The 22,528-nt window shown below is 72.9% G+C and carries 22 protein-coding genes; 10 read left to right on the top strand and 12 right to left on the bottom strand.

Going from position 1 to position 22,528, the window contains the following annotated elements:
• The first annotated feature begins 141 nt into the window (after nt 1-141).
• Nucleotides 142-1,200 (top strand): zinc-dependent dehydrogenase, encoded by a 1,059-nt coding sequence (locus G514_RS0106770; protein WP_028651140.1) that lies wholly within the window; start codon nt 142-144, stop codon nt 1,198-1,200.
• Between the two features lie 37 nt (nt 1,201-1,237).
• Here G514_RS0106770 and ptsP read toward each other — a convergent pair whose 3' ends face one another.
• Complete coding sequence (ptsP, locus tag G514_RS0106765; RefSeq protein WP_028651139.1) at nt 1,238-2,929, bottom strand: phosphoenolpyruvate--protein phosphotransferase; 1,692 nt, start codon at nt 2,927-2,929, stop codon at nt 1,238-1,240.
• A gap of 97 nt (nt 2,930-3,026) precedes the next feature.
• Between ptsP and G514_RS0106760 the strand changes: the two genes are divergently transcribed.
• The 3 genes from G514_RS0106760 to G514_RS0106750 are packed head-to-tail and all read left to right on the top strand — an operon-like array spanning nt 3,027 to nt 5,022.
• Nucleotides 3,027-3,794 carry a DeoR/GlpR family DNA-binding transcription regulator gene (locus tag G514_RS0106760; RefSeq protein WP_028651138.1) on the top strand — a complete coding sequence of 256 codons (768 nt, stop codon included), beginning with the start codon at nt 3,027-3,029 and terminating at the stop codon, nt 3,792-3,794.
• Nucleotides 3,791-4,756, top strand: a complete 966-nt coding sequence (locus G514_RS0106755; protein ID WP_028651137.1) for a 1-phosphofructokinase family hexose kinase — start codon at nt 3,791-3,793, stop codon at nt 4,754-4,756. The genes G514_RS0106760 and G514_RS0106755 overlap by 4 nt, the downstream gene beginning before the upstream one ends.
• A 20-nt stretch (nt 4,757-4,776) precedes the next feature.
• A complete protein-coding gene (locus tag G514_RS0106750) occupies nt 4,777-5,022 on the top strand; it encodes an HPr family phosphocarrier protein (protein WP_028651136.1) in 246 nt (81 codons plus the stop codon).
• Here G514_RS0106750 and G514_RS0106745 read toward each other — a convergent pair.
• Nucleotides 5,008-7,200 (bottom strand): MMPL family transporter, encoded by a 2,193-nt coding sequence (locus tag G514_RS0106745; RefSeq protein ID WP_028651135.1) that lies wholly within the window; start codon nt 7,198-7,200, stop codon nt 5,008-5,010. The genes G514_RS0106750 and G514_RS0106745 overlap by 15 nt on opposite strands.
• A 107-nt stretch (nt 7,201-7,307) precedes the next feature.
• Between G514_RS0106745 and G514_RS30860 the strand changes: the two genes are divergently transcribed.
• Complete coding sequence (locus G514_RS30860) at nt 7,308-8,498, top strand: sensor histidine kinase (protein ID WP_051246997.1); 1,191 nt, start codon at nt 7,308-7,310, stop codon at nt 8,496-8,498.
• Complete coding sequence (locus tag G514_RS30855; RefSeq protein ID WP_028651133.1) at nt 8,438-9,091, top strand: LuxR C-terminal-related transcriptional regulator; 654 nt, start codon at nt 8,438-8,440, stop codon at nt 9,089-9,091. The genes G514_RS30860 and G514_RS30855 overlap by 61 nt, the downstream gene beginning before the upstream one ends.
• Here the strand turns inward: G514_RS30855 and G514_RS30170 are convergent.
• The 6 genes from G514_RS30170 to G514_RS29030 form a co-directional block, all read right to left on the bottom strand.
• Complete coding sequence (locus tag G514_RS30170) at nt 9,048-10,091, bottom strand: hypothetical protein (RefSeq protein ID WP_051246995.1); 1,044 nt, start codon at nt 10,089-10,091, stop codon at nt 9,048-9,050. The two genes, G514_RS30855 and G514_RS30170, sit on opposite strands and share 44 nt — an antisense overlap.
• 9 nt (nt 10,092-10,100) lie before the next feature.
• The gene (locus tag G514_RS0106725; RefSeq protein ID WP_028651132.1) at nt 10,101-11,051 is read right to left on the bottom strand and encodes a bifunctional riboflavin kinase/FAD synthetase; all 951 of its coding nucleotides are present in this window, start codon (nt 11,049-11,051) and stop codon (nt 10,101-10,103) included.
• Between the two features lie 17 nt (nt 11,052-11,068).
• Nucleotides 11,069-11,932: a tRNA pseudouridine(55) synthase TruB gene (gene truB, locus G514_RS0106720; protein ID WP_028651131.1), complete on the bottom strand. Its 864-nt coding sequence runs from the start codon at nt 11,930-11,932 to the stop codon at nt 11,069-11,071.
• Nucleotides 11,925-12,395: a 30S ribosome-binding factor RbfA gene (gene rbfA / locus G514_RS0106715; RefSeq protein WP_028651130.1), complete on the bottom strand. Its 471-nt coding sequence runs from the start codon at nt 12,393-12,395 to the stop codon at nt 11,925-11,927. The genes truB and rbfA overlap by 8 nt, the downstream gene beginning before the upstream one ends.
• Nucleotides 12,396-12,521: 126 nt before the next feature.
• Complete coding sequence (infB, locus tag G514_RS0106710) at nt 12,522-15,290, bottom strand: translation initiation factor IF-2 (protein WP_028651129.1); 2,769 nt, start codon at nt 15,288-15,290, stop codon at nt 12,522-12,524.
• Nucleotides 15,291-15,382: 92 nt separating this feature from the next.
• Nucleotides 15,383-15,688, bottom strand: a complete 306-nt coding sequence (locus G514_RS29030) for a YlxR family protein (protein WP_051246993.1) — start codon at nt 15,686-15,688, stop codon at nt 15,383-15,385.
• 96 nt (nt 15,689-15,784) lie between these two features.
• Between G514_RS29030 and G514_RS29025 the strand changes: the two genes are divergently transcribed.
• Both G514_RS29025 and G514_RS25285 read left to right on the top strand, forming a co-directional pair.
• Nucleotides 15,785-16,390 (top strand): histidine phosphatase family protein, encoded by a 606-nt coding sequence (locus G514_RS29025; protein WP_157544636.1) that lies wholly within the window; start codon nt 15,785-15,787, stop codon nt 16,388-16,390.
• A 9-nt stretch (nt 16,391-16,399) separates the two neighbouring features.
• Nucleotides 16,400-18,157: an aminotransferase class V-fold PLP-dependent enzyme gene (locus G514_RS25285; RefSeq protein WP_084151838.1), complete on the top strand. Its 1,758-nt coding sequence runs from the start codon at nt 16,400-16,402 to the stop codon at nt 18,155-18,157.
• 31 nt (nt 18,158-18,188) lie between these two features.
• On the opposite strand, the gene G514_RS25280 is transcribed toward G514_RS25285, so the two are convergent.
• The 3 genes from G514_RS25280 to rimP all read right to left on the bottom strand — a co-directional run bounded on the left by G514_RS25280 (nt 18,189) and on the right by rimP (nt 20,539).
• Nucleotides 18,189-18,956, bottom strand: a complete 768-nt coding sequence (locus tag G514_RS25280) for an acyl-CoA thioester hydrolase/BAAT C-terminal domain-containing protein (protein ID WP_051246989.1) — start codon at nt 18,954-18,956, stop codon at nt 18,189-18,191.
• A 111-nt stretch (nt 18,957-19,067) separates the two neighbouring features.
• Nucleotides 19,068-20,057: a transcription termination factor NusA gene (nusA, locus tag G514_RS0106685; protein WP_028651128.1), complete on the bottom strand. Its 990-nt coding sequence runs from the start codon at nt 20,055-20,057 to the stop codon at nt 19,068-19,070.
• A 2-nt stretch (nt 20,058-20,059) separates the two neighbouring features.
• The gene (gene rimP / locus G514_RS0106680) at nt 20,060-20,539 is read right to left on the bottom strand and encodes a ribosome maturation factor RimP (protein WP_028651127.1); all 480 of its coding nucleotides are present in this window, start codon (nt 20,537-20,539) and stop codon (nt 20,060-20,062) included.
• 92 nt (nt 20,540-20,631) lie between these two features.
• On the opposite strand from rimP, the gene G514_RS0106675 reads away from it, so the two are divergent.
• A complete protein-coding gene (locus G514_RS0106675) occupies nt 20,632-21,177 on the top strand; it encodes a hypothetical protein (protein ID WP_028651126.1) in 546 nt (181 codons plus the stop codon).
• On the top strand, nt 21,174-21,611 hold the full coding sequence (locus G514_RS25275; protein ID WP_051246988.1) for a DUF4439 domain-containing protein: 438 nt from the start codon (nt 21,174-21,176) through the stop codon (nt 21,609-21,611). The genes G514_RS0106675 and G514_RS25275 overlap by 4 nt, the downstream gene beginning before the upstream one ends.
• Nucleotides 21,612-21,809: 198 nt before the next feature.
• On the opposite strand, the gene G514_RS0106665 is transcribed toward G514_RS25275, so the two are convergent.
• The gene (locus G514_RS0106665; protein ID WP_028651125.1) at nt 21,810-22,511 is read right to left on the bottom strand and encodes an HAD family hydrolase; all 702 of its coding nucleotides are present in this window, start codon (nt 22,509-22,511) and stop codon (nt 21,810-21,812) included.
• Nucleotides 22,512-22,528: the final 17 nt, after the last annotated feature.

The following is a 22,528-nucleotide window of genomic DNA, read 5'->3' as shown; positions in this document are numbered from 1 at the left end:
TCTCTAACCCAAGGACGTGACGCCTGTCACGGCCGCAATGGCGCCAGTCTGCACACATTCGGGCACGTTGCCAAGCATTCGGGCACAATTTCTTGCCCGTTGATGTGGTCTTTGGTGGATGGACGCACTAGCGTCGGCGTCATGAAGGCCTTGAGGTTCTACGCCCCCGAAGACGTCCGGCTGGAAGACGCGCCGGAGCCGACGTGCGGCCCCGACGAGATCAAGCTGCGGGTCCGGAACTGCTCCACGTGCGGCACCGACGTGAAGATCTTCCACAACGGCCACCAGAACCTCACGCCCCCGCGGATCATCGGGCACGAGATCGCCGGCGAGGTGGTCGAGGTCGGAGCCGAGGTCAACGCGACGTACGGCGCCTCGTGGCAGGTCGGCGACCGGGCGCAGGTCATCGCCGCGGTGCCGTGCGGTGAGTGCCACGAGTGTCGCAAGGGCTGGATGGCGGTGTGCCAGAACCAGACGTCGGTGGGCTACCAGTACGACGGCGGCTTCGCGGAGTACATGATCGTGCCGCGGCAGGTGCTCAAGGTCGACGGCCTCAACAGGATCCCCGACAACGTCGGCTTCGACGAGGCGTCCGCCGCCGAGCCGTTCGCCTGCGCGATCAACGCCCAGGAGCTGCTCGGCATCGAGCCCGGCGACACCGTCGTCGTCTTCGGCGCCGGGCCGATCGGGTGCATGCACATCCGGATCGCCCGCGGCGTCCACCAGGCCGGCCCGGTCTACCTCGTCGACGTGAACGCCGAGCGCCTGAAGATGTCGGCCGAGGCGGTGGGGCCGGAGGAGACCATCGACGGCTCCCAGGTCGATGTCGTCGAGCGGGTCATGGAGCTGACCGGCGGCCGCGGCGCGGACGTGATCATCACGGCCACCGCCGCCAACATCACCCAGGAGCAGGCGATCTCCATGGCCGCGCGCAACGGACGGATCTCGTTCTTCGGCGGCCTGCCCAAGACCAACCCGACGATCACCTGCGACTCGAACCTCGTGCACTACCGCCAGCTGCACATCCACGGCGCCAACGGCTCCGCGCCCGAGCACAACAAGCGTGCGCTGGAGTACATCTCCACCGGCCAGGTCCCGGTCAAGGACCTCATCACCCGCCACCTACCGCTCGACGACGTGCTCGGCGCGTTCGAGATCGTCAAGAACGGCGAGGCCATCAAGGTCACGGTCGAGCCCTGAGCCGTCGACCCGGCGCGAACTTCGCGCCGGGTCGACGTCACGAGACGACGGCCCGCACGGCGTCGCGGCCAGCCATCGGGTCGGGGGCGGCGAGCGCGGCCTCTGCGGCCGCCCGGCAGGTGTCGGAGGAGACCGACGACAGCTGTGCACCGACCGCGCGCACGGCGGCCGCGGCCATCGAGAGCGAGGTGATGCCCATGCCGATCAGCGCGACGGCCAGGAGCGGGTCGGCGGCGGCCTCGCCGCAGACGCCGACCGGCTTGCCCGCCCGCTGTCCAGCGGCCGCGGTGGCGGCGATCAGCTGGAGGACGGCGGGCTGCCAGGGGTCGGTCAGGTGAGCGAGGTCCGAGGCGAGGCGGTCGGCGGCCATCGTGTACTGCGTGAGGTCGTTGGTGCCGATGGAGAGGAAGTCGACGACCTCGAGGACCCGGTCGGCCAGGAGGGCGGCGGAGGGCACCTCGACCATCACGCCCGCCTTGAGCCCGCGCGCCCGCACCTGCTCGGCGAACTCCCGCGCCTCGGCGATCGTCGCGACCATCGGGGCCATCACCCAGGTCTCGGTCGCGGACGCCGACGCGGCGGCGGCGATGCCGTCGAGCTGCCGCTCGAGCAACCCGGGGTTATGCACCGAGAGCCGGAGACCCCGGACGCCGAGGGCGGGGTTCTCCTCGTCGTCGAGGGTCGCGAAGGCGATCGGCTTGTCGGAGCCGGCGTCGAGGGTGCGCACGACGACGTAGCGGTCCTCGCCGGCGAACGCGTCCAGCACCTCGCCGTAGATCGCCGCCTGCTGCTCGACCGAGGGCTCGTCCCGCCGGTCGAGGAAGCAGAGCTCGGTGCGGAAGAGACCGACGCCCACGACCGGAGCGCCGGCGGCGTGGCGCGCGGACTCGCCGTCGGCCACGTTGGCCAGCAGCTTGACCCGGACGCCGTCGGTCGTGGCCGCCGGCCCGGTCCAGGAGTCGGTGGCCGCCCGGGCGGCGCGGTCGGCCTCCACCCGGGCGGTGGCCGCGTCGGCGTCGACGCCGCTCTCGACGGTGCCAGCGATCGCGTCGACCAGCACGCTCGTCCCCGGCTCGAGGCCCATCGCCCCCGCGACCCCGACCACGCACGGGATGCCGAGCTGGCGCGCGATGATCGCCGTGTGGCTGGTGGCGCCGCCCTTCTCCGTCACGAGCGCCAGGACGACGTCGGGGTCGAGACCCGCCGTGTCGGCCGGCGCGAGGTCGGCGGCGACCAGCACCGAGGCGGCCTCGGGCAGGACCACGCCCGGCTCGGGCTCCCCCACCAGCCGCGCGACGAGGCGGCGTTCGATGTCGAGCAGGTCGGTCGCGCGCTCGGCCATCAGCCCGCCCATCGCCGTGAACACGTCGACGAACTGCGCCACGCCCTCGTGGACGGCCTCGAGCAACGGCGCCCCGCCCTCGACCCGCGTCGCGACCGCCTGTCGCAGGCCCTTGTCGCGGGTCAGGCCGGCGCTGGCGGTCAGCACCTCGGTCGCAGCGCCGCTGGCCCGCGCCGCCTTCGCGGTGAAGCCCTCCGCGACCGCCTGGGCGGCGGCGTCGTACGCCGTCAGCGCCGACTCGACGTCGTCGTGGCCGGCGTACGCCACGACGGCGGCGGGCGAGACCTCGTGCGCGACCAGCAGCACCGGACCGAACGCGAGTCCCGGAACCACGGGCGTTCCGCGCAGCGTGGCGTGGCCGACTTCGGCAGCGGAGGAGGTGACCATGTCCTCATCCAAGGGCACGCCGTCCTTGACAGTCAACATATTCGGGACTAAAACAACATATTCACAGATCCACGCCCGGCCCAGTCAGGAGCACGCCATGTACGCCGAGGAGCGGCACCAGGCCATCGCGGAGCTCGTGGCCACCCGCGGCCGCGTCGCGGTGACCGAGCTCGCCTCGCACTTCGACGTGACCACCGAGACGGTGCGGCGCGACCTCTCCCAGCTCGAGAAGCTCAAGCTGCTGCGGCGGGTGCACGGCGGCGCGGTCTCGACGCGCTCGGTGACCATGCTCGAGGCCCAGCTCCCCGACCGCGACCTCGCCCAGGCCGGCGAGAAGGAGCGGATCGCGCGGGCGGCCGCCGCGCTGCTGCCCGAGGGCGGCTGCACGCTCCTGCTCGACGCCGGCAGCACGACGGTGCGGCTCGCCGCCCTGCTGCCGCCCACCGACCACTGGACCGTGATCACGCACGCCGTCCCGATCGCCGCGCTGCTGGCACCGCTCCCCCACGTCGAGCTGCACCTGCTCCCGGGCCGCGTGCGGCCGGCCACCCAGGCGGCCGTCGGACACGCGACCATCGAGGCCATCGGCCAACTGCGCGCCGACCTGGCGTTCGTGGGCACCAACGGGATCTCGGTGCGCCACGGCCTCTCGACCCCCGACCCCGAGGAGGCCGCGACCAAGCGCGCGCTCATCGCGAGCGGCCAGCGCGTGGTCGTCCTCGCCGATGCGACCAAGGTCGGGCAGGAGCGCACGGTGCGCTTCGCCGACCTCGAGGACGTCGACGTCCTCGTCACCGACGACGGCATCGACGGCGAGGACGCAGCGTCGTTCGAGGCGATCGGGCTCGACGTGGTGCGCGCATGAGTGCCGCGGCCGGCGTCGCCGGCGCGATCGTCACGCTCACGGCCAACCCCAGCTTCGACCGCACGGTCGCGCTGCCCGGACCCCTCGAGCGCGGCGCCGTGGTGCGCGTGGAGGCGATGACCTCCCAGGCCGGCGGCAAGGGGGTCAACATCTCCCGGGCCGCGGTCGCCGCCGGGCTGCCCACCATCGCCGTCCTCCCCGCTCGTCCCGACGACCCGTTCGTCCACGAGCTCGAGGTGGCCGGCATCGACTGCCGTCCGTCGCGGCCGGCGGGCGACATCCGGGTCAACCTCACGCTCACCGAGCCGGACGGCACGACGACCAAGCTCAACGGCCCGGGCGCCGCTGTGGCGACCGAGCACCTCGACGACCTCGCCGCGGCGCTGGTCAGCAGTGCGGCGGGCGGCGCCTGGACGGTGCTGGCCGGCTCCCTGCCACCCGGCGCGTCCAGCGACTACTACGCCGACCTGGTCGCGCGGCTGCGCGGGGTCAGCCGGGTCGCGGTCGACACGAGCGAGGGCCCGCTGGCCGCGCTCGTCGACCGCCTGCCCGGCGCGGCACCCGACCTGCTGAAGCCGAACGCCGAGGAGCTCGCGTCGGTGACCGGCGGCGACGCCGCCCAGCTCGAGACCGACCCGGCGCTGACGGCGAAGGCCGCCCGCACGCTCGTCGACCGCGGGGTCGGCGCCGTCCTGGCGACCCTCGGCGCCCGGGGTGCCGTCCTGGTGGACGCCCACGGCGCGTGGCACGCTCCGGCGCCACCCACCGTCGTGGTCAGCACCGTCGGGGCCGGCGACTGCACGCTGTTCGGCTACCTGCTCGCCGAGCAGCGCCGCCTCGACCCGCCCGACCGGCTGGCCCTCGCGGTGGCCTACGGGAGCGCCGCGGCCGGGCTGCCCGGCACCACGATCCCCGGCCCCGACGACCTCCACCCGGAGCGCGTCGTCGTCCAGCAGCTCTGACCCGCGACACGAGGAGAACCATGCCCAGCACGTCCGTCACCGTCGGCTCGTCCGTCGGCCTGCACGCCCGCCCCGCCGCCCTCATCGCCGAGGCGGCCGGGGCCCTCGGCAGCACCGTGACCATCAACGGCGTCGACGCCAGCTCGTCGCTGATGCTCATGACCCTGGGCGCGAAGCACGGCGACACCGTCGAGGTCGCTGGTGAGGACCAGTCGGCCGTCGACAGCATCGCCGCGCTCGTGGAGCAGGACCTAGACGCCGGCTGAGTCGTACGCCGGCTCGCGCTCGGAGACCCGCTCGCCCAGCGGGCGCGGGCGGCGCATCGGCCACCAGGCCCGGTCGCCGAGCAGGCACAGGACCGCCGGCAGCATCACCAGCCGGATCAGCGTCGCGTCCAGGAGGATCGCCCCGGACAGGGCCACGCCCATCATCTTCATCTCCAGCATCGACAGCGTCGCGAAGATGGAGAACACCGAGACCATCACCGCGGCCGCGCTGGTCACGACGCCGGCCGTGTCGGTCACGCCTTGGCGCACGGCGAGCCGGGTCGGGAGCCCGCGCTGCACGTGCTCGCGGATCCGGCTCAGCACGAACACGTGGTAGTCCATCGACAGCCCGACCAGCACGACCAGCACGAACAGCGGCAGCCAGTCGATGACGAAGCCCGGGCTGCTGAAGTCGAGCGCGCTCTCGAACCACCCGTGCTGGAAGACCATCGTCATGAGGCCGAAGGCCACGCCCACCGACGCGAGGTTGAGCAGCGCCGAGATGATCGCCACCGGCGCGCTGCGGAAGGTCACGCCCATGATCACCAGGGTCAGGAGCAGCACGAACCCGATGACCAGCGGCAGCCGCGACTGCTGGCGCTCGACGAAGTCGAGCGACTCGGCCGAGCCCCCGCCCACGGCGTACTCCACCGTCGGCCCTGGGAGCTCGTCGAGCGCGGCCGGAGCGAGGTCGGAGCGCAGGTCCCCGATCGCGGTGTCCACGCGGCCGTCGGACTCCTTGAACGGCATCGCCAGGGTGAGCACCGAGACCGTGCCGTCCTGGGACACCTGCACGTCGGTCCCCGAGGGGCGGAAGAGCGACGACTCCTCGGCCGCGGCCTCCACCTCGGCCAGCGCCGCGGCCACGTCGTCCTGCTGCGAGGCCTCGGCCCGCACGACCAGGTCGGCGGTGGTGCCCTCCGACGGGAAGGCGTCGCTGAGGTCCTGCATCGTCCTCGCCTCGGCGATCGAGCCGGGCAGCGTCTCGAGGTTGCCGCTGTGCGTCTTCATGCCCAAGGCGGGCACGGCGAGCAGCACGACGACCACGACGCCGAGCAACAGCGAGACCGCAGGGTGCTTGACGACCGGGCCGAGGATCCGACCGCTGACCGCGCCCGGGCGCATCCGGCGCACAACGCGGTGGAGCAGCGGCACGCGCGGGCGGTCCACCCAGCGTCCCAGCTTGGCGAGCAGCGCCGGGAGCACCGTGATCGACCCCAGCACGGCGACCGCGACCACGATGATCGAGCCGGACGCCAGCGAGTTGAAGGTGGGGTCGCCCATGAGGAACAGCCCCGCCATCGAACAGATCACCGCGGCCCCGGACACCAGGATCGAGTGCCCCGAGGTCTGCGCGGCGATCTCCACCGCGTCGCGGCTGGTGTGGCCCTTGGCCCGCTCCTCGCGCTCCCGCTTGAGGTAGAAGAGCGAGTAGTCGACGCCGACCGCCATGCCGATCAGCACGATCATGCTGGTGACCGTGTCGTCCGCGTGGATCAGGTGCGAGACCGGCGCGAGCACCCCGATGGTGGCGGCGACGCTGCTGCCGGCGAGCAGCACCGGGAGGCCGGCCGCGATCAGCGCGCCGAAGGCGAGCAGCATCAGGATCAGCGTCACGGGGAGGCTGAGCGTCTCGGCCGACGAGAGGTCCTCGGCCACCCGGTCGCCGATCGCCTCGTCGAGACTGACATCGCCCGACTGGCGGATCTGGAGCCCCGGGAAGTCCTCCTGCACTGCTGCGGTGGCGTCCTGAAGCGCGGTCACGTCGTCCTGATCGCGAGCGAGCTGGATCGAGACGAGGTACGCCGACCCGTCCGGGCTCACCTGGGGCTCGGCGACGTCGTCGACGCCCGGGAGACCGGTCATGGCCGCGACGACCGCGGCGGCCGCCTCCTGGGCTTTCGCGTCGTCGAGCTGTCCCCCCGTCTGGGTCGGCCCGGCGGTGATCAGCACCTGCTCGGTGTCCGGGTCGTCGAAGCCGGCGTCGGCGACCATGGCGTCCGCGCGCCCGGACTCGCCGAGGCGGTAGTCGGCGTCGGTGTTCTCCTGGGTCGGCACCATCGTGGCCAGCCCGACGGCGAAGGCCACCAGCGCGACCCAGCCGAGGATCGCGCGCCAGGGGTGGAGGGCGCACCAGCGGGCGGTGCGATGAGCGAGAGATGAGAGTGGGTTCGTCATGGCTCCAGCCTTCGCGCCGCGGAGCCGCAGGTCAGTGGTCGCAGGACCCGAGCGCTGGTGGTGCTGGCACCACTGTCTGCCGGGCGGCGCTCGGAGAGGATGGAGGCGTGTCCGACACCCAGCCCGTGCCCACGCAGGAGCCTGCCCCGCCGGGGCGGCTCCAGCTCACCGGGTACGCCGCCGAGCAGGTGCTCTGGCTCGTCCCCCTCGTGATCGGCCTCGTCCTGTTCGTCGTGGGCGGGCTCCTGGTGGTCGTCTGGGTCGGTGTCGTCTTCGTGGTCGCGGCGGTGCCGCTCATCCGGGTCGTCGCCAACCGGCAGCGGCAGTTCGCCGGCCGCGTGCTCGGCGTCGACCTGCCACCGCCGTACCGCCCCGCGCCCGAGGGTGGACCGCTCGTGCAGCTGCGCTCGGTGCTCGCCGACCCGATGACCTGGCGAGACCTGGTCTGGATCCTCTGGGCGATCACCGTCGGCTGGGTGATCTCGCTGCTCGTGGTCGTGCTGCTCCTCGCGGTGGCGACCGGGTTCTTCTGGTGGTTCGGCGCGCCCCCGCTGATGGCGATGCGGTCGCAGGTCGACCGGCTGCTGCTCACCTACGGCAGCACCGAGACCCTCGAGCGGCGGGTCGCGGCCCTCACCCGGAGCCGGGCGGAGGCCGTCGACCACTCGGCGGCCGAGCTGCGCCGGCTCGAGCGCGACCTGCACGACGGGACCCAGGCCCGGCTGGTGGCGGTGTCGATGAGCCTGGGCATGGCGGAGGAGCAGTTCGAGCGCGACCCCGAGGCGGCGCGGCGCACGGTCACCGAGGCGCGCGCCGCGACGTCCGCGGCCATCGCCGACCTCCGCTCGGTGGTGCGCGGCATCCACCCGCCGGTGCTCGCCGACCGGGGCCTCGACGGCGCCATCCGGGCGCTGGCCCTCGACATGGCGGTGCCGGTCGAGGTGGTCGGCGACCTCAGCGGGCGACCGCCCGCCCCCATCGAGTCGGCGGTCTACTTCGCGGTCGCCGAGTGCCTCGCCAACGCCGCCAAGCACTCCGGCCACCAGCAGGCCTGGGTGGAGCTCGCCCATCGCGACGGCCTGCTCCGCGTCGTGGTCGGCGACGACGGCCGGGGCGGCGCCGATGCGGAAGCGGGCACCGGCATGCGGGGTGTGATGCGACGCCTGGCGGCGTTCGACGGCACGATGGCGGTGTCCAGCCCCGACGGGGGCCCCACGATCGTCACGCTGGAGGTGCCGTGCGTCCTGAGCCCCGCCTCGTCCTCGCCGAGGACAACGCCCTCCTCCGAGCCGGGCTGACCCAGCTCCTCGCGGGCTCGGGCTTCGTGGTCGCCCGCGAGGTCGACAACGCGGTCGAGCTCGACGCCGCCCTGCTCGACCCCGAGGTCGACGGCGCGGTGCTCGACGTGCGGATGCCGCCGACGTTCACCGACGAGGGCCTCCGCGCCGCGATCGCGGTGCGCGCGCAGCGGCCGGGCTTCCCCGTGCTGGTGCTCTCGCAGTACGTCGAGCAGCTCTACGCGCGCGAGCTGCTGGCCAGCGGCGAGGGCGCGGTCGGCTACCTGCTCAAGGACCGCGTCTCCGACGTGCGCCAGTTCGTCGACGGCGTACGCCGGGTCCTCGACGGCGGCACCGTGCTCGACCCCGAGGTGGTGGCCACGGTGATGGCGCGCCGCCGCGACGAGCCGCTCGAGCGCCTGACGCCGCGCGAGCGGGAGGTGCTCGCGCTGATGGCCGAGGGCAAGTCCAACGCGTCGATCGGCGCCAGCCTCCACGTCACCGAGAAGGCGGTCGCGAAGCACATCAACAGCATCTTCGCCAAGCTCGACCTGCCGGTCGATCTCGAGGTCAACCGGCGGGTGCAGGCGGTGCTGGCCTACCTCCGTCTGTGACGCCGGCCTCGTGGCGGTGGTCCTGCAGGTCTCGATAGACCGCCCGCACGCCGACGGCGCGCTCCAGCTCGCGGAGGATCTCGGTGAAGAACTGCTGGCGGTAGGTCGCGTCGGTGATCGCGTAGACGGTGAAGTAGAGGCCGCTGAACGAGCCGAGGAAGATCGCCACCTTGAACAGCTGGACGCTGACCAGGTGCTGGCCCAGCCGGTAGTCGGCCCCGCCCTCCACCCAGCTCTCGATGACGTGGTCGTCGATGGCCACCGCGCCGAAGAGGACGAAGAACGTCGAGACGGCCACCGCGAGCAGGAACACCTGGACCGCCTGGGCGATGACGAGCGCCAGCACGAGGTTGGCCTTCTCCAGGCCCACGACGTGGGAGTCCACGGCGAGCTTCTCGCCCTGGAGCGCCAGCTCGCTCGCCTCCGACTGGACGGGGGTGTCGCGGCAGGCCGCCACGACCGCCTCCGTGGAGTCGAGGTCGTCGACGTCGTCCAGCTCCTCCCCGAGCCGGGAGACGAGGAAGAACACGGCGGCCAGGCCGAAGAAGAGCACCGAGCCGCCGAGCACACCGGGGCTCAGCGCGTTCGCGACCTGCCAGACCTCGGTGTTGATGAAGAGGAAGGTGATGAACAGCAGCAGCATCGGCAGCGCACGGGTCGCCAGGGGCACCAGGAGACCGAGGCTGCCCAGGGCACGCCCCGCCGCCCACCGGGCGATCGCGTCGGCCTTGAGGGCGCGCAGCGCGTAGACGGTGACCACGGCCAGCCCGACCGTGACGCCGGTGGTGAAGCCGTTGGTGCCCTCGTCGCGGTCCGCCAGCAGGGCCACCACGACCCCGGCCGCCACACCGAGCCCGCAGGCCACGGCCAGCACCACGAGGAGCCGTGACCGGCGCAGCCGGTGGCGCACGTCGGCCCGGACGTCGTCGACGAAGTACGGGAGACCGTGCTCGAGGAACCACGCCTCCGCTCGGGAGGAGGCATCGATCCTGGGCGGCACGCGGGCAGGCTACTGCTCGGCGGCGGCGTCGCCGACGAGCTCGCGCGCGCGGTCGACGTCGGCGTGCATCTGCTCGACGAGGGCCTCGACCGAGTCGAAGGCCACCATCCCGCGCAGCCGGTCGACGAAGGCGACCTCGACCTCGACGCCGTAGAGCTCGAGGTCGGTGCGGTCGAGGACGTAGCTCTCGACCCGCCGCGCGCGCACGCCGTCGAAGGTCGGGTTGGTGCCGACGCTGATCGCGGCCGGGTAGGTCTCGCCGGTGTCGAGCCGCTTGAGCCAGCCGGCGTAGACCCCGTCGGCCGGCGCCGCGGTCATCCCGTCGGTCGGCACGTTGGCGGTCGGGAAGCCGAGCTCGCGGCCGCGCTGGTCGCCCTGCACGACGACGCCGCGGACGGCGTACGGGTGCCCGAGCGCCTCCGCCGCGCCCGCGACGTCGCCCGCCGCCAGGCAGGTGCGGACGTAGGTCGACGACCAGACCATCGGCCCGCCGTCGAGCGGGATGCCCTCGGCGGTGAAGCCGTGCTCCGCGCCGAGCGCCTGGAGCGTCGCCACGTCGCCGGAGGCGCGGGTGCCGAACCGGAAGTTCGCGCCGACCACCACCGCCTTGGCGCGCAGGGCGTCGACCAGCACGCGGCGCTCGAACTCCTCGGGCGTCCACGACGCCATGTCGGCGTCGAAGGGCAGGGCGAGCACGTGGTCGGCGCCGGCCTCGGCGAGGAGATCGGCCCGGCGCTCGACGGTGGTGAGCTGGGTCGGCGCGTGCTCGGGGCGGAGCACCGCCATCGGGTGCGGGTCGAACGTGACGGCGACCAGCGTCAGCCCGCGCTCGTCCGCGACCTCCCGTGCCCGGGACAGCACCCGTCGGTGCCCGAGGTGGACCCCGTCGAAGTTGCCGATCGTCACGACGGTGCCGCCCAGGTCGGCCGGCACCTCGGCGAGCGAGCGCCAGATCTCCACGACGGGAACTCTAGGGCTCAGGTGAAGACGGCCACCGCGCGGGCACGTCCCTCGCGCGGCTCGTAGAGCGCGAGGAACGCGCCGTCGGGGGCGAAGACGGCGGTCAGGCCGGCCAGCTCGAGGTCGAGCGGGCGGCCGACGCGGACGTCGCCGGCGGCGTCCTCGTCGAGGTCGACCGAGGCGAACGCCGCGCGGGCGGCGTCCGCGATCGGGAGCACCGCGAAGTCGTCGGCGAGCTCGTCGAGGGTGCGGGCGACGTCGAGCCCGTACGGACCGACCGCCGTACGCCGCAGGGCGGTGAGGTGGCCGCCCACCCCCAGCCGGGCCCCGGCGTCGCGCGCGATCGCACGCACGTAGGTGCCGCTGGTGCAGCGCAGCGAGAGGTCGACGTCGACGACGTCGCCCTCGGCGCGCACGTCGTGGACGACGAGCTCATGCACGGTCACGGGTCGCGCGGTGAGCTCGACCTGCTCCCCCTCGCGGACGCGCTGGTAGGCGCGCTTGCCGTCGACCTTGATCGCCGAGACCGCGGTCGGGACCTGGAGCAGGTCGCCGGTGAACCCGGCCAGCGCCTCCCGCACCGTCGCCTCGTCGAGCCCGCCCGCCGGTGTCGTCGACACCACCTCGCCCTCGGCGTCGTCGGTCACCGTCGAGACGCCCAGCCGCACCGTGGCGTCGTACGCCTTGTCGGTGAGCATCAGGTGGCCGAGCAGCCGGGTGGCGCGCTCGACGCCGAGCACCAGCACGCCGGTGGCCATGGGGTCGAGGGTGCCGGCGTGGCCCACCTTGCGGGTGCCGGCCAGGCGCCGGACCCGCGCCACCACGTCGTGCGAGGTGAGGCCGGCCGGCTTGTCGACGACGACGAGACCCGGGTCAGTCATCCTCGGGGTCGGTCTCGTCGCTCTCGACCTCGCGCGGCTTCTTGTACGGGTCCTCCTCGCCGGCGTACGCCGCGCCGCGACGCGCCGCGACCTCCTCGTCGAGCGCGCGGGCCTTGGCCAGCACCTCGTCGAGGTGCCGCGCCGACTCGGGCAGCGCGTCGGCGACGAACTCGAGGGTCGGCGCGTGCCGCATGCCGAGCTGCTTGGCGACCTCGGAGCGCAGCAGGCCCTTGGCCGACTCGAGCGCGGCGGCCGTCGCGGCCAGCGCGGCCTCGTCGCTCTGCTCGATCGAGACGTCGGGCAGCACCGTGTAGAAGATCGTGGCGTTCTGGCTGTCGCCGGTGAGGCGCACGTCGGTGACCGTGACGAACCCCAGCCGCGGGTCCTTGAGCCGCCGCTCGAGCATCTCGGCGACGATCTGCTGGATCCGGTCGGCGATCTTCCTGATCCGTGGGCTTGCCATGTCTCCTGCTCCCGTCTTGCCCGGTTTCACCGGGTACCCGGTGAAACTGGTCCTGACCCGACGGAGTTCCGTCGGGGAAGCGGCAGTTTCACCGGGTACCCGGTGAAACTGCCGCCCGATACCCGATCAGGCGCGCGGGATCTCGCGCATCTCGAAGGCCTCCACGACATCGCCTTCCTTGATGTCCTGGAAGTTGCGCAGCACCAGACCGCACTCGAAGCCCTCGCGGACCTCGGTGACGTCGTCCTTCTCCCGCTTGAGCGAGGCGAGGTCGAGGTTGTCGGCCACGACGGAGCCGTCGCGGATGACGCGCACCTTCGCGTTGCGGCGGATCACGCCGCTGGTGACCATGCAGCCCGCGATGTTGCCGATGCGGGACGAGCGGAAGATCGCGCGGATCTCCGCCTGACCCAGGCTCGACTCCTCGAACTCGGGCTTGAGCATGCCCTTGAGGGCCGCCTCGATCTCCTCGATCGCCTGGTAGATGACCGAGTAGTAGCGGATCTCGACACCCTCGCGGTCCGCCAGCTCCGTCGCCTTGCCCTGCGGGCGGACGTTGAAGCCGATGATGATCGCGTCGGACGCAGCGGCCAGGTCGACGTTGGTCTCGGTGATCGCACCGACACCGCGGTCGATGATGCGGATGCTCACGTCGTCGCCCACGCTGATCTGCGCCAGCGCGTCCTCGAGGGCCTCGACCGAGCCGGACACGTCCCCCTTGAGGATGAGGTTCAGCTCCTGGCTCTCGGCGCCCTTCTCCATGGAGGCCATGAAGTCCTCGAGCGTACGACGCACGCGGCGCTTGGCCTGCATGGCCGCCCGCTCGCGCGACTCGCGCCGCTCGGCGATCTGACGGGCCATCCGGTCGTCCTCGACGACGATGAACGTCTGACCCGCGCCCGGCACGGCGGTGAGACCGAGGACCATCGCCGGACGACCCGGGTCGGCTTCCTCGATGTTCTCGCCGTGCTCGTCGAGCATCGCCCGCACGCGGCCGTGACCGGCGCCCGCGACGATGGAGTCGCCGACGCGCAGCGTGCCGCGCTGGACCAGCACCGTGGCGACCGGGCCACGACCGCGGTCGAGGTGGGCCTCGATCACGATGCCCTGGGCGTCCTGGTGGGGGTTCGCCCGGAGGTCGAGCGACGCGTCCGCCGTCAGCACGATCGCCTCGAGCAGCTTGTCGATGTTGAGCCCGGCCTTGGCCGAGACGTCGACGAACATCGCGTCGCCGCCGTACTCCTCGGGGACGAGGCCGTACTCGGTGAGCTGGCCCCGCACCTTGGTCGCGTCGGCGTCGGGCTTGTCGATCTTGTTGACCGCCACCACGATCGGCACACCGGCGGCCTTGGCGTGGTTGAGCGCCTCGACCGTCTGCGGCATCACGCCGTCGTCGGCCGCGACCACAAGGACCGCGATGTCGGACGACTGCGAGCCGCGGGCACGCATGGCGGTGAACGCCTCGTGACCCGGGGTGTCGATGAAGGTGATGCGCCGCTCGTTGTCGTCGACCTCGGCGGTTACCTGGTAGGCGCCGATGTGCTGGGTGATGCCACCGGCCTCCTTGTCGACCACGTTGGCATCGCGGATCGCGTCGAGGAGCTTGGTCTTTCCGTGGTCGACGTGACCCATGACGGTGACGACCGGCGGGCGGAAGGCGAGGTCGGACTCGTCGCCCTCGTCCTCGCCGAACTCGAGGTCGAACGACTCGAGCAGCTCGCGGTCCTCGTCCTCCGGGGAGACGACCTCCACGACGTAGTTGAGCTCCTCACCGAGCAGCTCGAGCGTCGCGTCGTTGACCGACTCGGTCGCGGTGACCATCTCGCCGAGGCTGAACAGCATCTGCACGAGCTGGGCCGCGTCGACGCCGATGCGCTCGGCGAAGTCGGTCAGCGAGGCGCCCCGCGGCAGGCGGACGGTCTCGCCGTTGCCCTTGCGGACGCGCACGCCGCCGATCGTCGGGGCCTCCATGGCCTCGAACTCTTGACGACGAGCGCGCTTCGACTTGCGGCCGCGGCGCGAGGGGCCGCCGGGACGGCCGAACGCACCCTGGGTCTGGCCGCGCTGGCCGGGACGGCCACCGCCACCGGGGCGACCGCCACCGGCGAAGCCGCCGGGACGGCCGGGAGCACCGGCGCCCGCACCGGGACGACCGGGCGCACCGCGACCGGGCGCGCCGGGACGACCGGGGCCGCCGGGGCCACCACGACCGGGTCCGCCAGGGCCGCGGCCGCCGGGGCCGGCGCCGAAGGCGGCGGGAGACTTGGGCATCATCGCCGGGTTGGGGCGCGGCATGCCGGGACGGCCCGGGCCGGCCGGCGGGCGTGGCGGACGCTGTGCGTCGGGGACGGCGTCGGTGCCGGCGGCCTCGGTGCCGGGGCGCGGGGCCGGACGACGGCCCATGCCCTGGCTCGACGCGAACGGGTTGTTGCCCGGGCGCGGGGCGCCGGGGCGGCCGACTGGACGCGGGGCCGGGGCCTTGGGCTCGGTGCCGGACTCGCCCGCGGGAGGCGTGTCGGTCTGGGGCTCGGCCGGCGGCTCGGGTCGCTCGGCCTGCGCGACCTCGGCCGCGGCCGGCGCCTCGACCTCGGGAGCCGGCTCGGCCGGGGCCTCGGCGGCCTCGGGCTCTGCGTCGGCGACCTTCTTCGCGGCGGCCTTCTTGGCAGGAGCCTTCTTCGCGGCCGGCTTCTCCTCGGCGGGAGCCGCGGGCGCAGCGGCGTCGGCGGCAGCCTTCAGCTGGTCGCCGTACTCCTTCTTGAACTTCATCTCGACGGGAAGCTCGATCGTCGAGGAGGGCGACTTGACGAACTCGCCCATCTCCTTCAACTTCTCGAGAACGAACTTGCTCTCGACGTTGTAGAGCTTGGCGAGCTCATGAACTCGGGTCTTGGCCACGTTTCTCCTTCTGGCCTCGAGACCCGGAGTCCGGATCGTGCTCGAGACCGTTAGTGGTGTTGCAAACTCATCGGGAAGTACTCATCGAGTGCTCATGAGCTGCTGCTCCAGCCTTCTGGTCGGTCATCGGTGTCGGGCGCGAGTCGGGCGACGTGGTGCTCCACCGCTGCGCTGTCCAGCTTGTCCGCGGCTCTCCCGGTGATGCGGAGCGCCCGGCCGAAGGCCTTCTTGCGCACGGCGAGCTCGTAGCACGCGGTCGTGGGGTGCAGGTGCGCCCCGCGGCCGGGTGCGGTGCCCTGCGGATCGGGAACGACGACCGGTCGGCCGTGCGCATCCGAGCCGACGGTCACCCGCACCAGCTCACGCTTGGCGGCTCGCGCCCGACATCCGACGCACATCCGGACCGGTTCGCTCGCCACCAAGGGTCAACACTACCGCTCCGGGGCCCTGTTCCCGAACCCGGGCGCGTCCGGGCGGTGGGTAGCGTGCTGGGCATGACCGCGCTGCAGTGCGCCTCGACGCTCGTCATCGCCCGCCACGGCGAGGCGGAGTACGAAGCGCCGACGTGGCAGGAGGAGGGCGGCTCCCTCACCCTGCGCGGGCGGCAGCAGTCGGCGCAGCTCGCGGATTCGCTCGCGGACCGCCGGGTGGCCCACGTGTGGACCAGCACGCTCGCGCGTGCGGTGCAGACCGGCGAGATCGTCGCCGCCCGGCTGGGGGTGGGCGTCACCACCCGCCAGGCCCTCAGCGAGTTCCACGTCGGCGACCACCGCGGCGTGCCGCTCGAGGAGGACCCGTTCGCCGCGACGTACACCCGCTGGATGGAGGGTCACCTCGACGAGCGGGTGCCCGGCGGCGAGACCGGGCGCGAGATCGCCGAGCGGGTGGGCGAGGTGCTCCGCGAGGTGGCCGACGCGCACCCCGGCGAGACGGTGCTCGTGGTCTCGCACGGCGGCGCGATCGGCCTCGGCGTGCCGTACGCCGCCCGGATGGACGTGCCGCTGCAGCGGCTCGGCAACTGCGACACCGTCGAGGTGCTGGCCGACGCCGACGCCTGGGTCTGCACGCGGTACGGCGCAGCGGCCTCCGAACCGTCGTAGGGTCGACCCATGGGTGCCCCGGAGCCGGGAGGGTCGTCCGACTGGTGCGCCATCCCGCCGCGCGACCCCGCCCTCCAGGACCCGCCGATCCTGCGGCGGATCCGCGAGTCGGTGATCGGCGACGACCAGCTGATGCACGGTCCGTTCGGGCCGCGCCGGGTCACCTACGCCGACTACACCGCCAGCGGCCGGGCGCTGGGCTTCATCGAGGACTTCATCCGCGGCGAGGTGCTCCCCCGCTACGCCAACACCCACACCGAGAGCAGCGGCACCGGCCTGCAGACGACCCGCCTGCGCGAGGACGCCCGCGCCCAGATCCACCGCTCGGTCAACGGCGACGACGACACCGTGGTGATCTTCGCCGGGAGCGGCATGACCGGCGCGCTGGACAAGCTCGTCGGCATCCTCGGCATCCGGCTGCCCGCCGACCTCGACCACCGGCACCAGCTGTCGGCGCAGATCCCGCGCGAGCAGCGGCCGGTGGTCTTCATCGGTCCCTACGAGCACCACAGCAACGAGCTGCCGTGGCGCGAGTCGATCGCCGACGTCGTGACCATCCACGAGGACGCCGACGGCCACATCGACGTCGACCAGCTCCGCACCGAGCTCGAGCACCACGCCGACCGCGCGCTGCTCATCGGCTCCTTCAGCGCGGCCAGCAACGTCACCGGGATCGTGACGGACACGCACCGGATCACCCGGCTCCTGCACGAGCACGGCGCGCTGGCCCTGTGGGACTTCGCCGCGTGCGCGCCGTACGTCGAGATCGAGATGAACCCGCACGACCCCGCTGACACGGCGGCCCGCAAGGACGCGATCCTCCTCTCGCCGCACAAGTTCATCGGCGGCCCCGGCACCCCGGGGGTGCTCGTCGTGAGCCGCCGGCTGCTCACCAACTCGGTGCCCGACGTGGTCGGCGGCGGCACGGTCTCCTACGTCAACCCGCAGGAGCACCGCTACGTCCTCGACCCCGCTCACCGCGAGGAGGGCGGCACGCCCGCGATCGTGGAGTCGATCCGCGCGGGTCTCGTCTTCGGGCTCAAGGAGGCCGTCGGCGTGGCCACGATCCGGGCGCACGAGGAGGACTTCCTGCGGCGCGCGGTCACCGCCTGGCGCGACCACCCCGCGATCGAGGTGCTCGGCAACCCCGAGGCGGAGCGGCTCTCGATCGTGTCATTCGTGATCCGGCGGCCCGGCGGCCGCTACCTGCACCACAACCTCGTCGTCTCGGTCCTCAACGACCTCTTCGGCGTCCAGAGCCGCGGCGGCTGCTCGTGCGCCGGTCCCTACGGCCACCGGCTGCTCGGCATCGACCTGGAGCGCTCGCACGAGTTCGAGCGCGAGATCACCGGTGGCTGCGAGGGCATCAAGCCCGGCTGGGTGCGGATCAACTTCAACTACTTCCTGAGCGAGCCGGTCTTCGAGTACGTCGTCCGGGCGGTCGCGCTGGTCGCCGACCACGGCCACAAGCTCGCGCCGGCGTACCGATTCGACCCGATGACCGGCCTGTGGCAGCACCGCGCCGGGCCCGTCGAGCCGCCGCTGCGGCTGACCCACCTGGCCTACGACGCCGACGGCGCGCTCACCTACCCGCGCGAGCACGACAGCGCGCCGGAGTCGGCGCTGGCGGGCTACCTGGCCGAGGCCGTCGCGCTCTTCGACTCGCTCCCCGAGGTGACCTGCGAGGACGGCGTCGGCGACCGCGTGAGTGCCGACTTCGAGCACCTGCGGTGGTTCGACCTCCCGGCGGAGTGCCTCGACGGCTGACCTGTGGGGATCGGCGAGCTGGCCGGGACGGTCAGCCCGCGAGCAGCGCCTCGAGGTGGGGCCAGACCAGGGCGCCCAGGGCTGCGTCGGCCTCGGGAGAGCCGCCGTGGACGAGATGGGACGGCGGGTGCGGCGCCTCGCCGGGCAGCAGCACCCGGTGGCCGGCCCGCGGGTGGGTGAGCAGCTCGGTGCGCAGCCCCGAGGCGCTGCGCCGCTCGGCGATCCGCTCGGCGAAGTCGCACGAGGGCCAGAGCCGGTCGTCTCCGCCCGCGACGAGCAGCACCTCCCCCGCGATCCGCTCCACGGGGATGCGGGCGGCCGGCACCCGGTCGGCGTAGGTCTCCAGGCTCTGCTCGTACATGCCGACGTACTCCGGAGGGTCCGTGTCGGGCTCCCAGCCGTCGTCGTAGGGCACGAACGGCAGCGGCTCGCCGGCGCTGGTCCACGACGACCGCTGCGGCCGCTCCTGGCTCAGCGCGGCCCACGCGACGTCGCTGGGCGAGACTGCGACCACCGCGTCGACCTCCACGTGGCGCGCGCCCAGCAGGAGGGCGGCCTCCGCACCGCGCGAGGTGCCGAGCACGACCAATCGGTCGCAGCGCTCGTGCAGGGTCGACAGCGGCTCGTCGAACGACTCCAGCGGCACGCGGTCGACGGTCTCGCCGAACCAGCGGTACGACGCCGCGGTGGCACCCGCCTCGGCGAGCACCCGGCACCGCTGCTCCTCGACGCGGCCGCTGGAGCCGGACAGGACGAGGACGCCAGTGGGACCGTCGCCGACGACGTACGGGTCGGGCATCGCAGTCACCTTCCAGCCTCGGCTTGCGTGGTTTCGACGCGCCGACGCGACTTCGTCCCTCAGTCGCGTCGCTTGCTCAACCTGCGCCGACCCACGCGTCGCCTTCGTTCCTCAGGCGCCGCTGTCGGCTTGCTCGGCAGCCTCGTCGGACCTGATGTCGATCCGCCAGCCCGTGAGGCGGGCGGCGAGGCGGGCGTTCTGCCCCTCCTTGCCGATCGCCAGCGAGAGCTGGAAGTCGGGCACGACCACGCGCGCCGAGCGCGCGTCGAGGTCGACGATCTCGACGGAGTTGACGCGGGCCGGCGACAGCGCGTGGGCGACGAGCTCGGCGGGGTCGTCGGACCAGTCGACGATGTCGATCTTCTCGCCGTGCAGCTCCGACATCACGTTCCGGACCCGCTGGCCCATCGGGCCGATGCAGGCGCCCTTGGCGTTGACCCCGCTGACCGTCGAGCGGACCGCGATCTTGGTGCGGTGGCCGGCCTCGCGGGCGATGGCCGCGATCTCGACGGTGCCGTCGGCGATCTCGGGGACCTCGAGGGCGAACAGCTTCTTGACCAGGTTGGGGTGCGAGCGCGACAGCGTGATCTGCGGGCCGCGCATGCCCTTGCGCACCGAGAACACCAGGCACTTGATGCGGGTGCCGTGCTCGTACTTCTCCCCCGGCACCCGCTCGGCGGTCGGGAGCAGCGCCTCGAGCTTGCCGAGGTCGACCAAGACGTCGTCGGGGTTGCGGCCCTGCTGGATGACGCCGGAGATGATGTCGCCCTCCTTGCCGGAGAACTCGCCGTAGCGGATGTCGTCCTCCGCCTCGCGCAGCCGCTGCAGCATGATCTGCTTCGCGGTCGTCGCGGCGATCCGGCCGAACCCCTCGGGGGTGTCGTCGAACTCCCCGATCTTGGTGCCCTCGTCGTCGAGCTCCGCGGCGAAGACCGTGACGTGGCCGCTCTTGCGGTCGAGGACGACGCGCGCGTGCTCGGCGGCCCCCGGCGTCTTCTGGTACGCCGTGAGGAGCGCCTGCTCGATGGCCTCCACGAGCACGTCGAAGGAGATCTCCTTCTCGCGCTCGAGGCTGCGCAGGATGGTCAGGTCGATGTCCATGGTCAGCTCTCCTCGGTCTTGCGGTTGAACTCGACCTGGACCAGCGCCTTGGCCACGTCGGCGTACGTGACCTGGCGGCGGGTGCCGTCCACGTCGAGGGTCGCCGAAGCCTCGCCCGAGTCGATGATCCGGCCGGTGAAGGACTCACCGTGGACGTCGGTGACCGCGACCAGCCGGTCGGCGTTGCGCCGCCAGTGCCGGGGCAGGGTCAGGGGCCGGTCGACGCCGCGCGAGGTGACCTCGAGCGTGTAGGGCTGCTCGCCCATCACGTCGCTGGCGTCGAGCACCTCGGAGACCTTCTTCGTGGCGTCGGCGACGGCGTCGAGGGTGACCCCGTCGTCGCCGTCGACCGCGATCCGCAGGATCCGGCGCTTGCCCGCAGGGGTCAGCTCCACCGCCTCGACGTCGAGCCCGAGGGCACTCAGGGGGGTCGCGATCTCCTGCTCGATCTGCTCCCGGACGGCGTCCTGCTGCCTGGCCACGGAAAACGACCTCCTGTGTGCTGTTGTGGGTGCTGCCGACGTTCCCGGCCACCATAGCGGCCCCGGGGCGAGACGGCGGCTATCGTCGCGCCGTGCCCGACCGTCCCCTCGCCGCTGCGGCGCTGCGTCGACGTACGGCGATCCTCGGGCTGGCCGCGGCGGCCCTCGCCACCGGGTGCGACACCGGCGACGACCTCGGCGAGGGCTCCCGCAGCGCCTCGCCGTCGCGTTCCTCCGAGCCGTCTCCGTCGCCGTCGGCCTCCGCGTCGGCCGAATCGGCTCGGACGCCCGACCAGGCCCTCGTGGACGAGGTGCTCGCCGAGCTGACCGGCGCGCTCGCGGTGCTCGCCCAGGCCCGCAAGGCACCCCTGCTGCGACGCCCGGTCGCCCAGCTCCTGCGCGCCCACCGGCGGCACGTCGAGGTGCTCGAGGGCGACGCCGTCGTCCCGGACGCGACCGGTCCCACCCCCGACCCCGACGTCTCGCTCCGGTCGGTGCGGCGCAGCGAGACCACGCTGCAGGCGGCGCTGGTCGACGCCGCAGGCCGGGCCGAGAGCGGCGCGCTGGCCAAGCTGCTCGCGTCGATGTCGGCGTCGGTCACCCAGCACCTCGGCGTCCTGCCCCAGAAGGCCGGATGACGACCGAGCTCGAGGCCCTGCAGACGACGCTGGCGGCCGAGCACGCCGCGGTCTACGTCTACGGACTGCTCGGCTCGCGCACCTCGCAGTCGGCCGAGCGCGAGCTCTACGTCGCCCTGCGGGCGGGCTACGAGGCCCACCGCGGACGGCGCGACATGCTCATCGGCCGCATCGCCGCGCTCTCGGCGGTGCCGGAGCCCGCCGCGCCGGCCTACACCTCGCCGGCCGGCCTCGACACGACCGAGGGTCGCTACCAGGCGGCGCTGGCGCTGGAGCGGGCCTGCGCGTCGACGTACGCCGCGCTCGTGGGCGCCACAGCGGGCGAGCGGCGGCTGGAGGCCATCGCGCTCCTGAACGACGCAGCGGCCCGCGAACTGTCGTTCCGGGGAATTCCCGAGATATTCCCCGGAGCCGACGAGTACGCGGACCGCTGAAGGCGAACGCTCGGGACCCCCTGGCTTGGGCCGTCCCCACCTGCTTCGTCCTGACCACGACTATGCAATGCGGAGCCGGGGATCGCGAGGCGATGGTCTCTGCACAAGTCTGCATTGCAAGTTCTTGCAAAAGTTGTACTGGCGGGGGTATTCGCCCCCGCGGCGCCGCACCGCTGCGACTTCGTGCGTCGGCGCAGGTCAGAGGCCGTTTCTGACCAGCGCCGGCAGCTCAGCCACGGACTGCACGACGGCGTCGGGCGTCCCCTCGGTGTGGCCGACCTGCTCGGGCGGGATCGCGCTGTGGGGCAGGTGGACCGCCTTCAGGCCGGCGTTGCGGGCGCCCCACACGTCGTCGAAGAGGCGGTCGCCGACGTAGACGCAGCGCGCCGGGTCGGTGACTCCCACGGCGTCCATGGCGGCCGCGAAGGCCCGCGGCGAGGGCTTCGTCCACGGGATCTCGCTGGTGTAGACGGCGCCGTCGAGCAGCTCGAGGACGCCGTCGCGCTCGAAGAAGTGCTCGTGCCAGGCCCGCGGCCAGATCGTGTTGGAGAGCACCCCGACCTTGATGCCGTCGGCGCGCAGGGCCTCCCACGTCGGCCGCACCACCGGGTCGGTGTAGGTGTGCGGCTCCCAGAAGTCGTAGTAGGCCTTGAGCAGCTCGGGGTCGTGCGCGAGCCCCGCCTCGGTGAACAGGTCGGCGACCGTCGCGCTCTGCTGGTGGTCGCGGGAGCGACCCCAGATCGTGCTGCCCGCAGCGTGCAAGAGTCGCTGCGAGACCTCGACGTCGTGGTCGGCGTCGACCACGGCCTGGGCCAGCGCCAGCGACTCGGCGTGGAAGTCGATGTCGTGCCACGCGGTGAGCGTGCCGCCCCAGTCGAAGATCACGGCGTCGATCGGCATGGGCCGCACCCTAGTGT

The sequence above is a fragment of the Nocardioides halotolerans DSM 19273 genome, from assembly GCF_000422805.1.
GTDB classification, from domain to species: Bacteria; Actinomycetota; Actinomycetes; order Propionibacteriales; family Nocardioidaceae; genus Nocardioides; species Nocardioides halotolerans.
The sequence above is the reverse complement of the archived record's forward strand: the minus strand, read 5'-3'. Positions and strand labels throughout refer to the sequence as shown.

What these genes read in the sequence shown, in the direction of transcription:
- G514_RS29030 (WP_051246993.1), bottom strand. Translation starts at nt 15,688, where the DNA reads ATGTGCGTCGGATGTCGGGCGCGAGCCGCCAAGCGTGAGCTGGTGCGG.
- G514_RS0106760 (WP_028651138.1), top strand. Translation starts at nt 3,027, where the DNA reads ATGTACGCCGAGGAGCGGCACCAGGCCATCGCGGAGCTCGTGGCCACC.
- G514_RS0106750 (WP_028651136.1), top strand. Translation starts at nt 4,777, where the DNA reads ATGCCCAGCACGTCCGTCACCGTCGGCTCGTCCGTCGGCCTGCACGCC.
- G514_RS29025 (WP_157544636.1), top strand. Translation starts at nt 15,785, where the DNA reads ATGACCGCGCTGCAGTGCGCCTCGACGCTCGTCATCGCCCGCCACGGC.
- truB (WP_028651131.1), bottom strand. Translation starts at nt 11,932, where the DNA reads ATGACTGACCCGGGTCTCGTCGTCGTCGACAAGCCGGCCGGCCTCACC.
- G514_RS0106770 (WP_028651140.1), top strand. Translation starts at nt 142, where the DNA reads ATGAAGGCCTTGAGGTTCTACGCCCCCGAAGACGTCCGGCTGGAAGAC.
- G514_RS0106745 (WP_028651135.1), bottom strand. Translation starts at nt 7,200, where the DNA reads ATGACGAACCCACTCTCATCTCTCGCTCATCGCACCGCCCGCTGGTGC.
- rbfA (WP_028651130.1), bottom strand. Translation starts at nt 12,395, where the DNA reads ATGGCAAGCCCACGGATCAGGAAGATCGCCGACCGGATCCAGCAGATC.
- nusA (WP_028651128.1), bottom strand. Translation starts at nt 20,057, where the DNA reads ATGGACATCGACCTGACCATCCTGCGCAGCCTCGAGCGCGAGAAGGAG.
- ptsP (WP_028651139.1), bottom strand. Translation starts at nt 2,929, where the DNA reads ATGGTCACCTCCTCCGCTGCCGAAGTCGGCCACGCCACGCTGCGCGGA.
- G514_RS25280 (WP_051246989.1), bottom strand. Translation starts at nt 18,956, where the DNA reads ATGCCCGACCCGTACGTCGTCGGCGACGGTCCCACTGGCGTCCTCGTC.
- G514_RS0106665 (WP_028651125.1), bottom strand. Translation starts at nt 22,511, where the DNA reads ATGCCGATCGACGCCGTGATCTTCGACTGGGGCGGCACGCTCACCGCG.
- G514_RS0106755 (WP_028651137.1), top strand. Translation starts at nt 3,791, where the DNA reads ATGAGTGCCGCGGCCGGCGTCGCCGGCGCGATCGTCACGCTCACGGCC.
- G514_RS25285 (WP_084151838.1), top strand. Translation starts at nt 16,400, where the DNA reads ATGGGTGCCCCGGAGCCGGGAGGGTCGTCCGACTGGTGCGCCATCCCG.
- G514_RS25275 (WP_051246988.1), top strand. Translation starts at nt 21,174, where the DNA reads ATGACGACCGAGCTCGAGGCCCTGCAGACGACGCTGGCGGCCGAGCAC.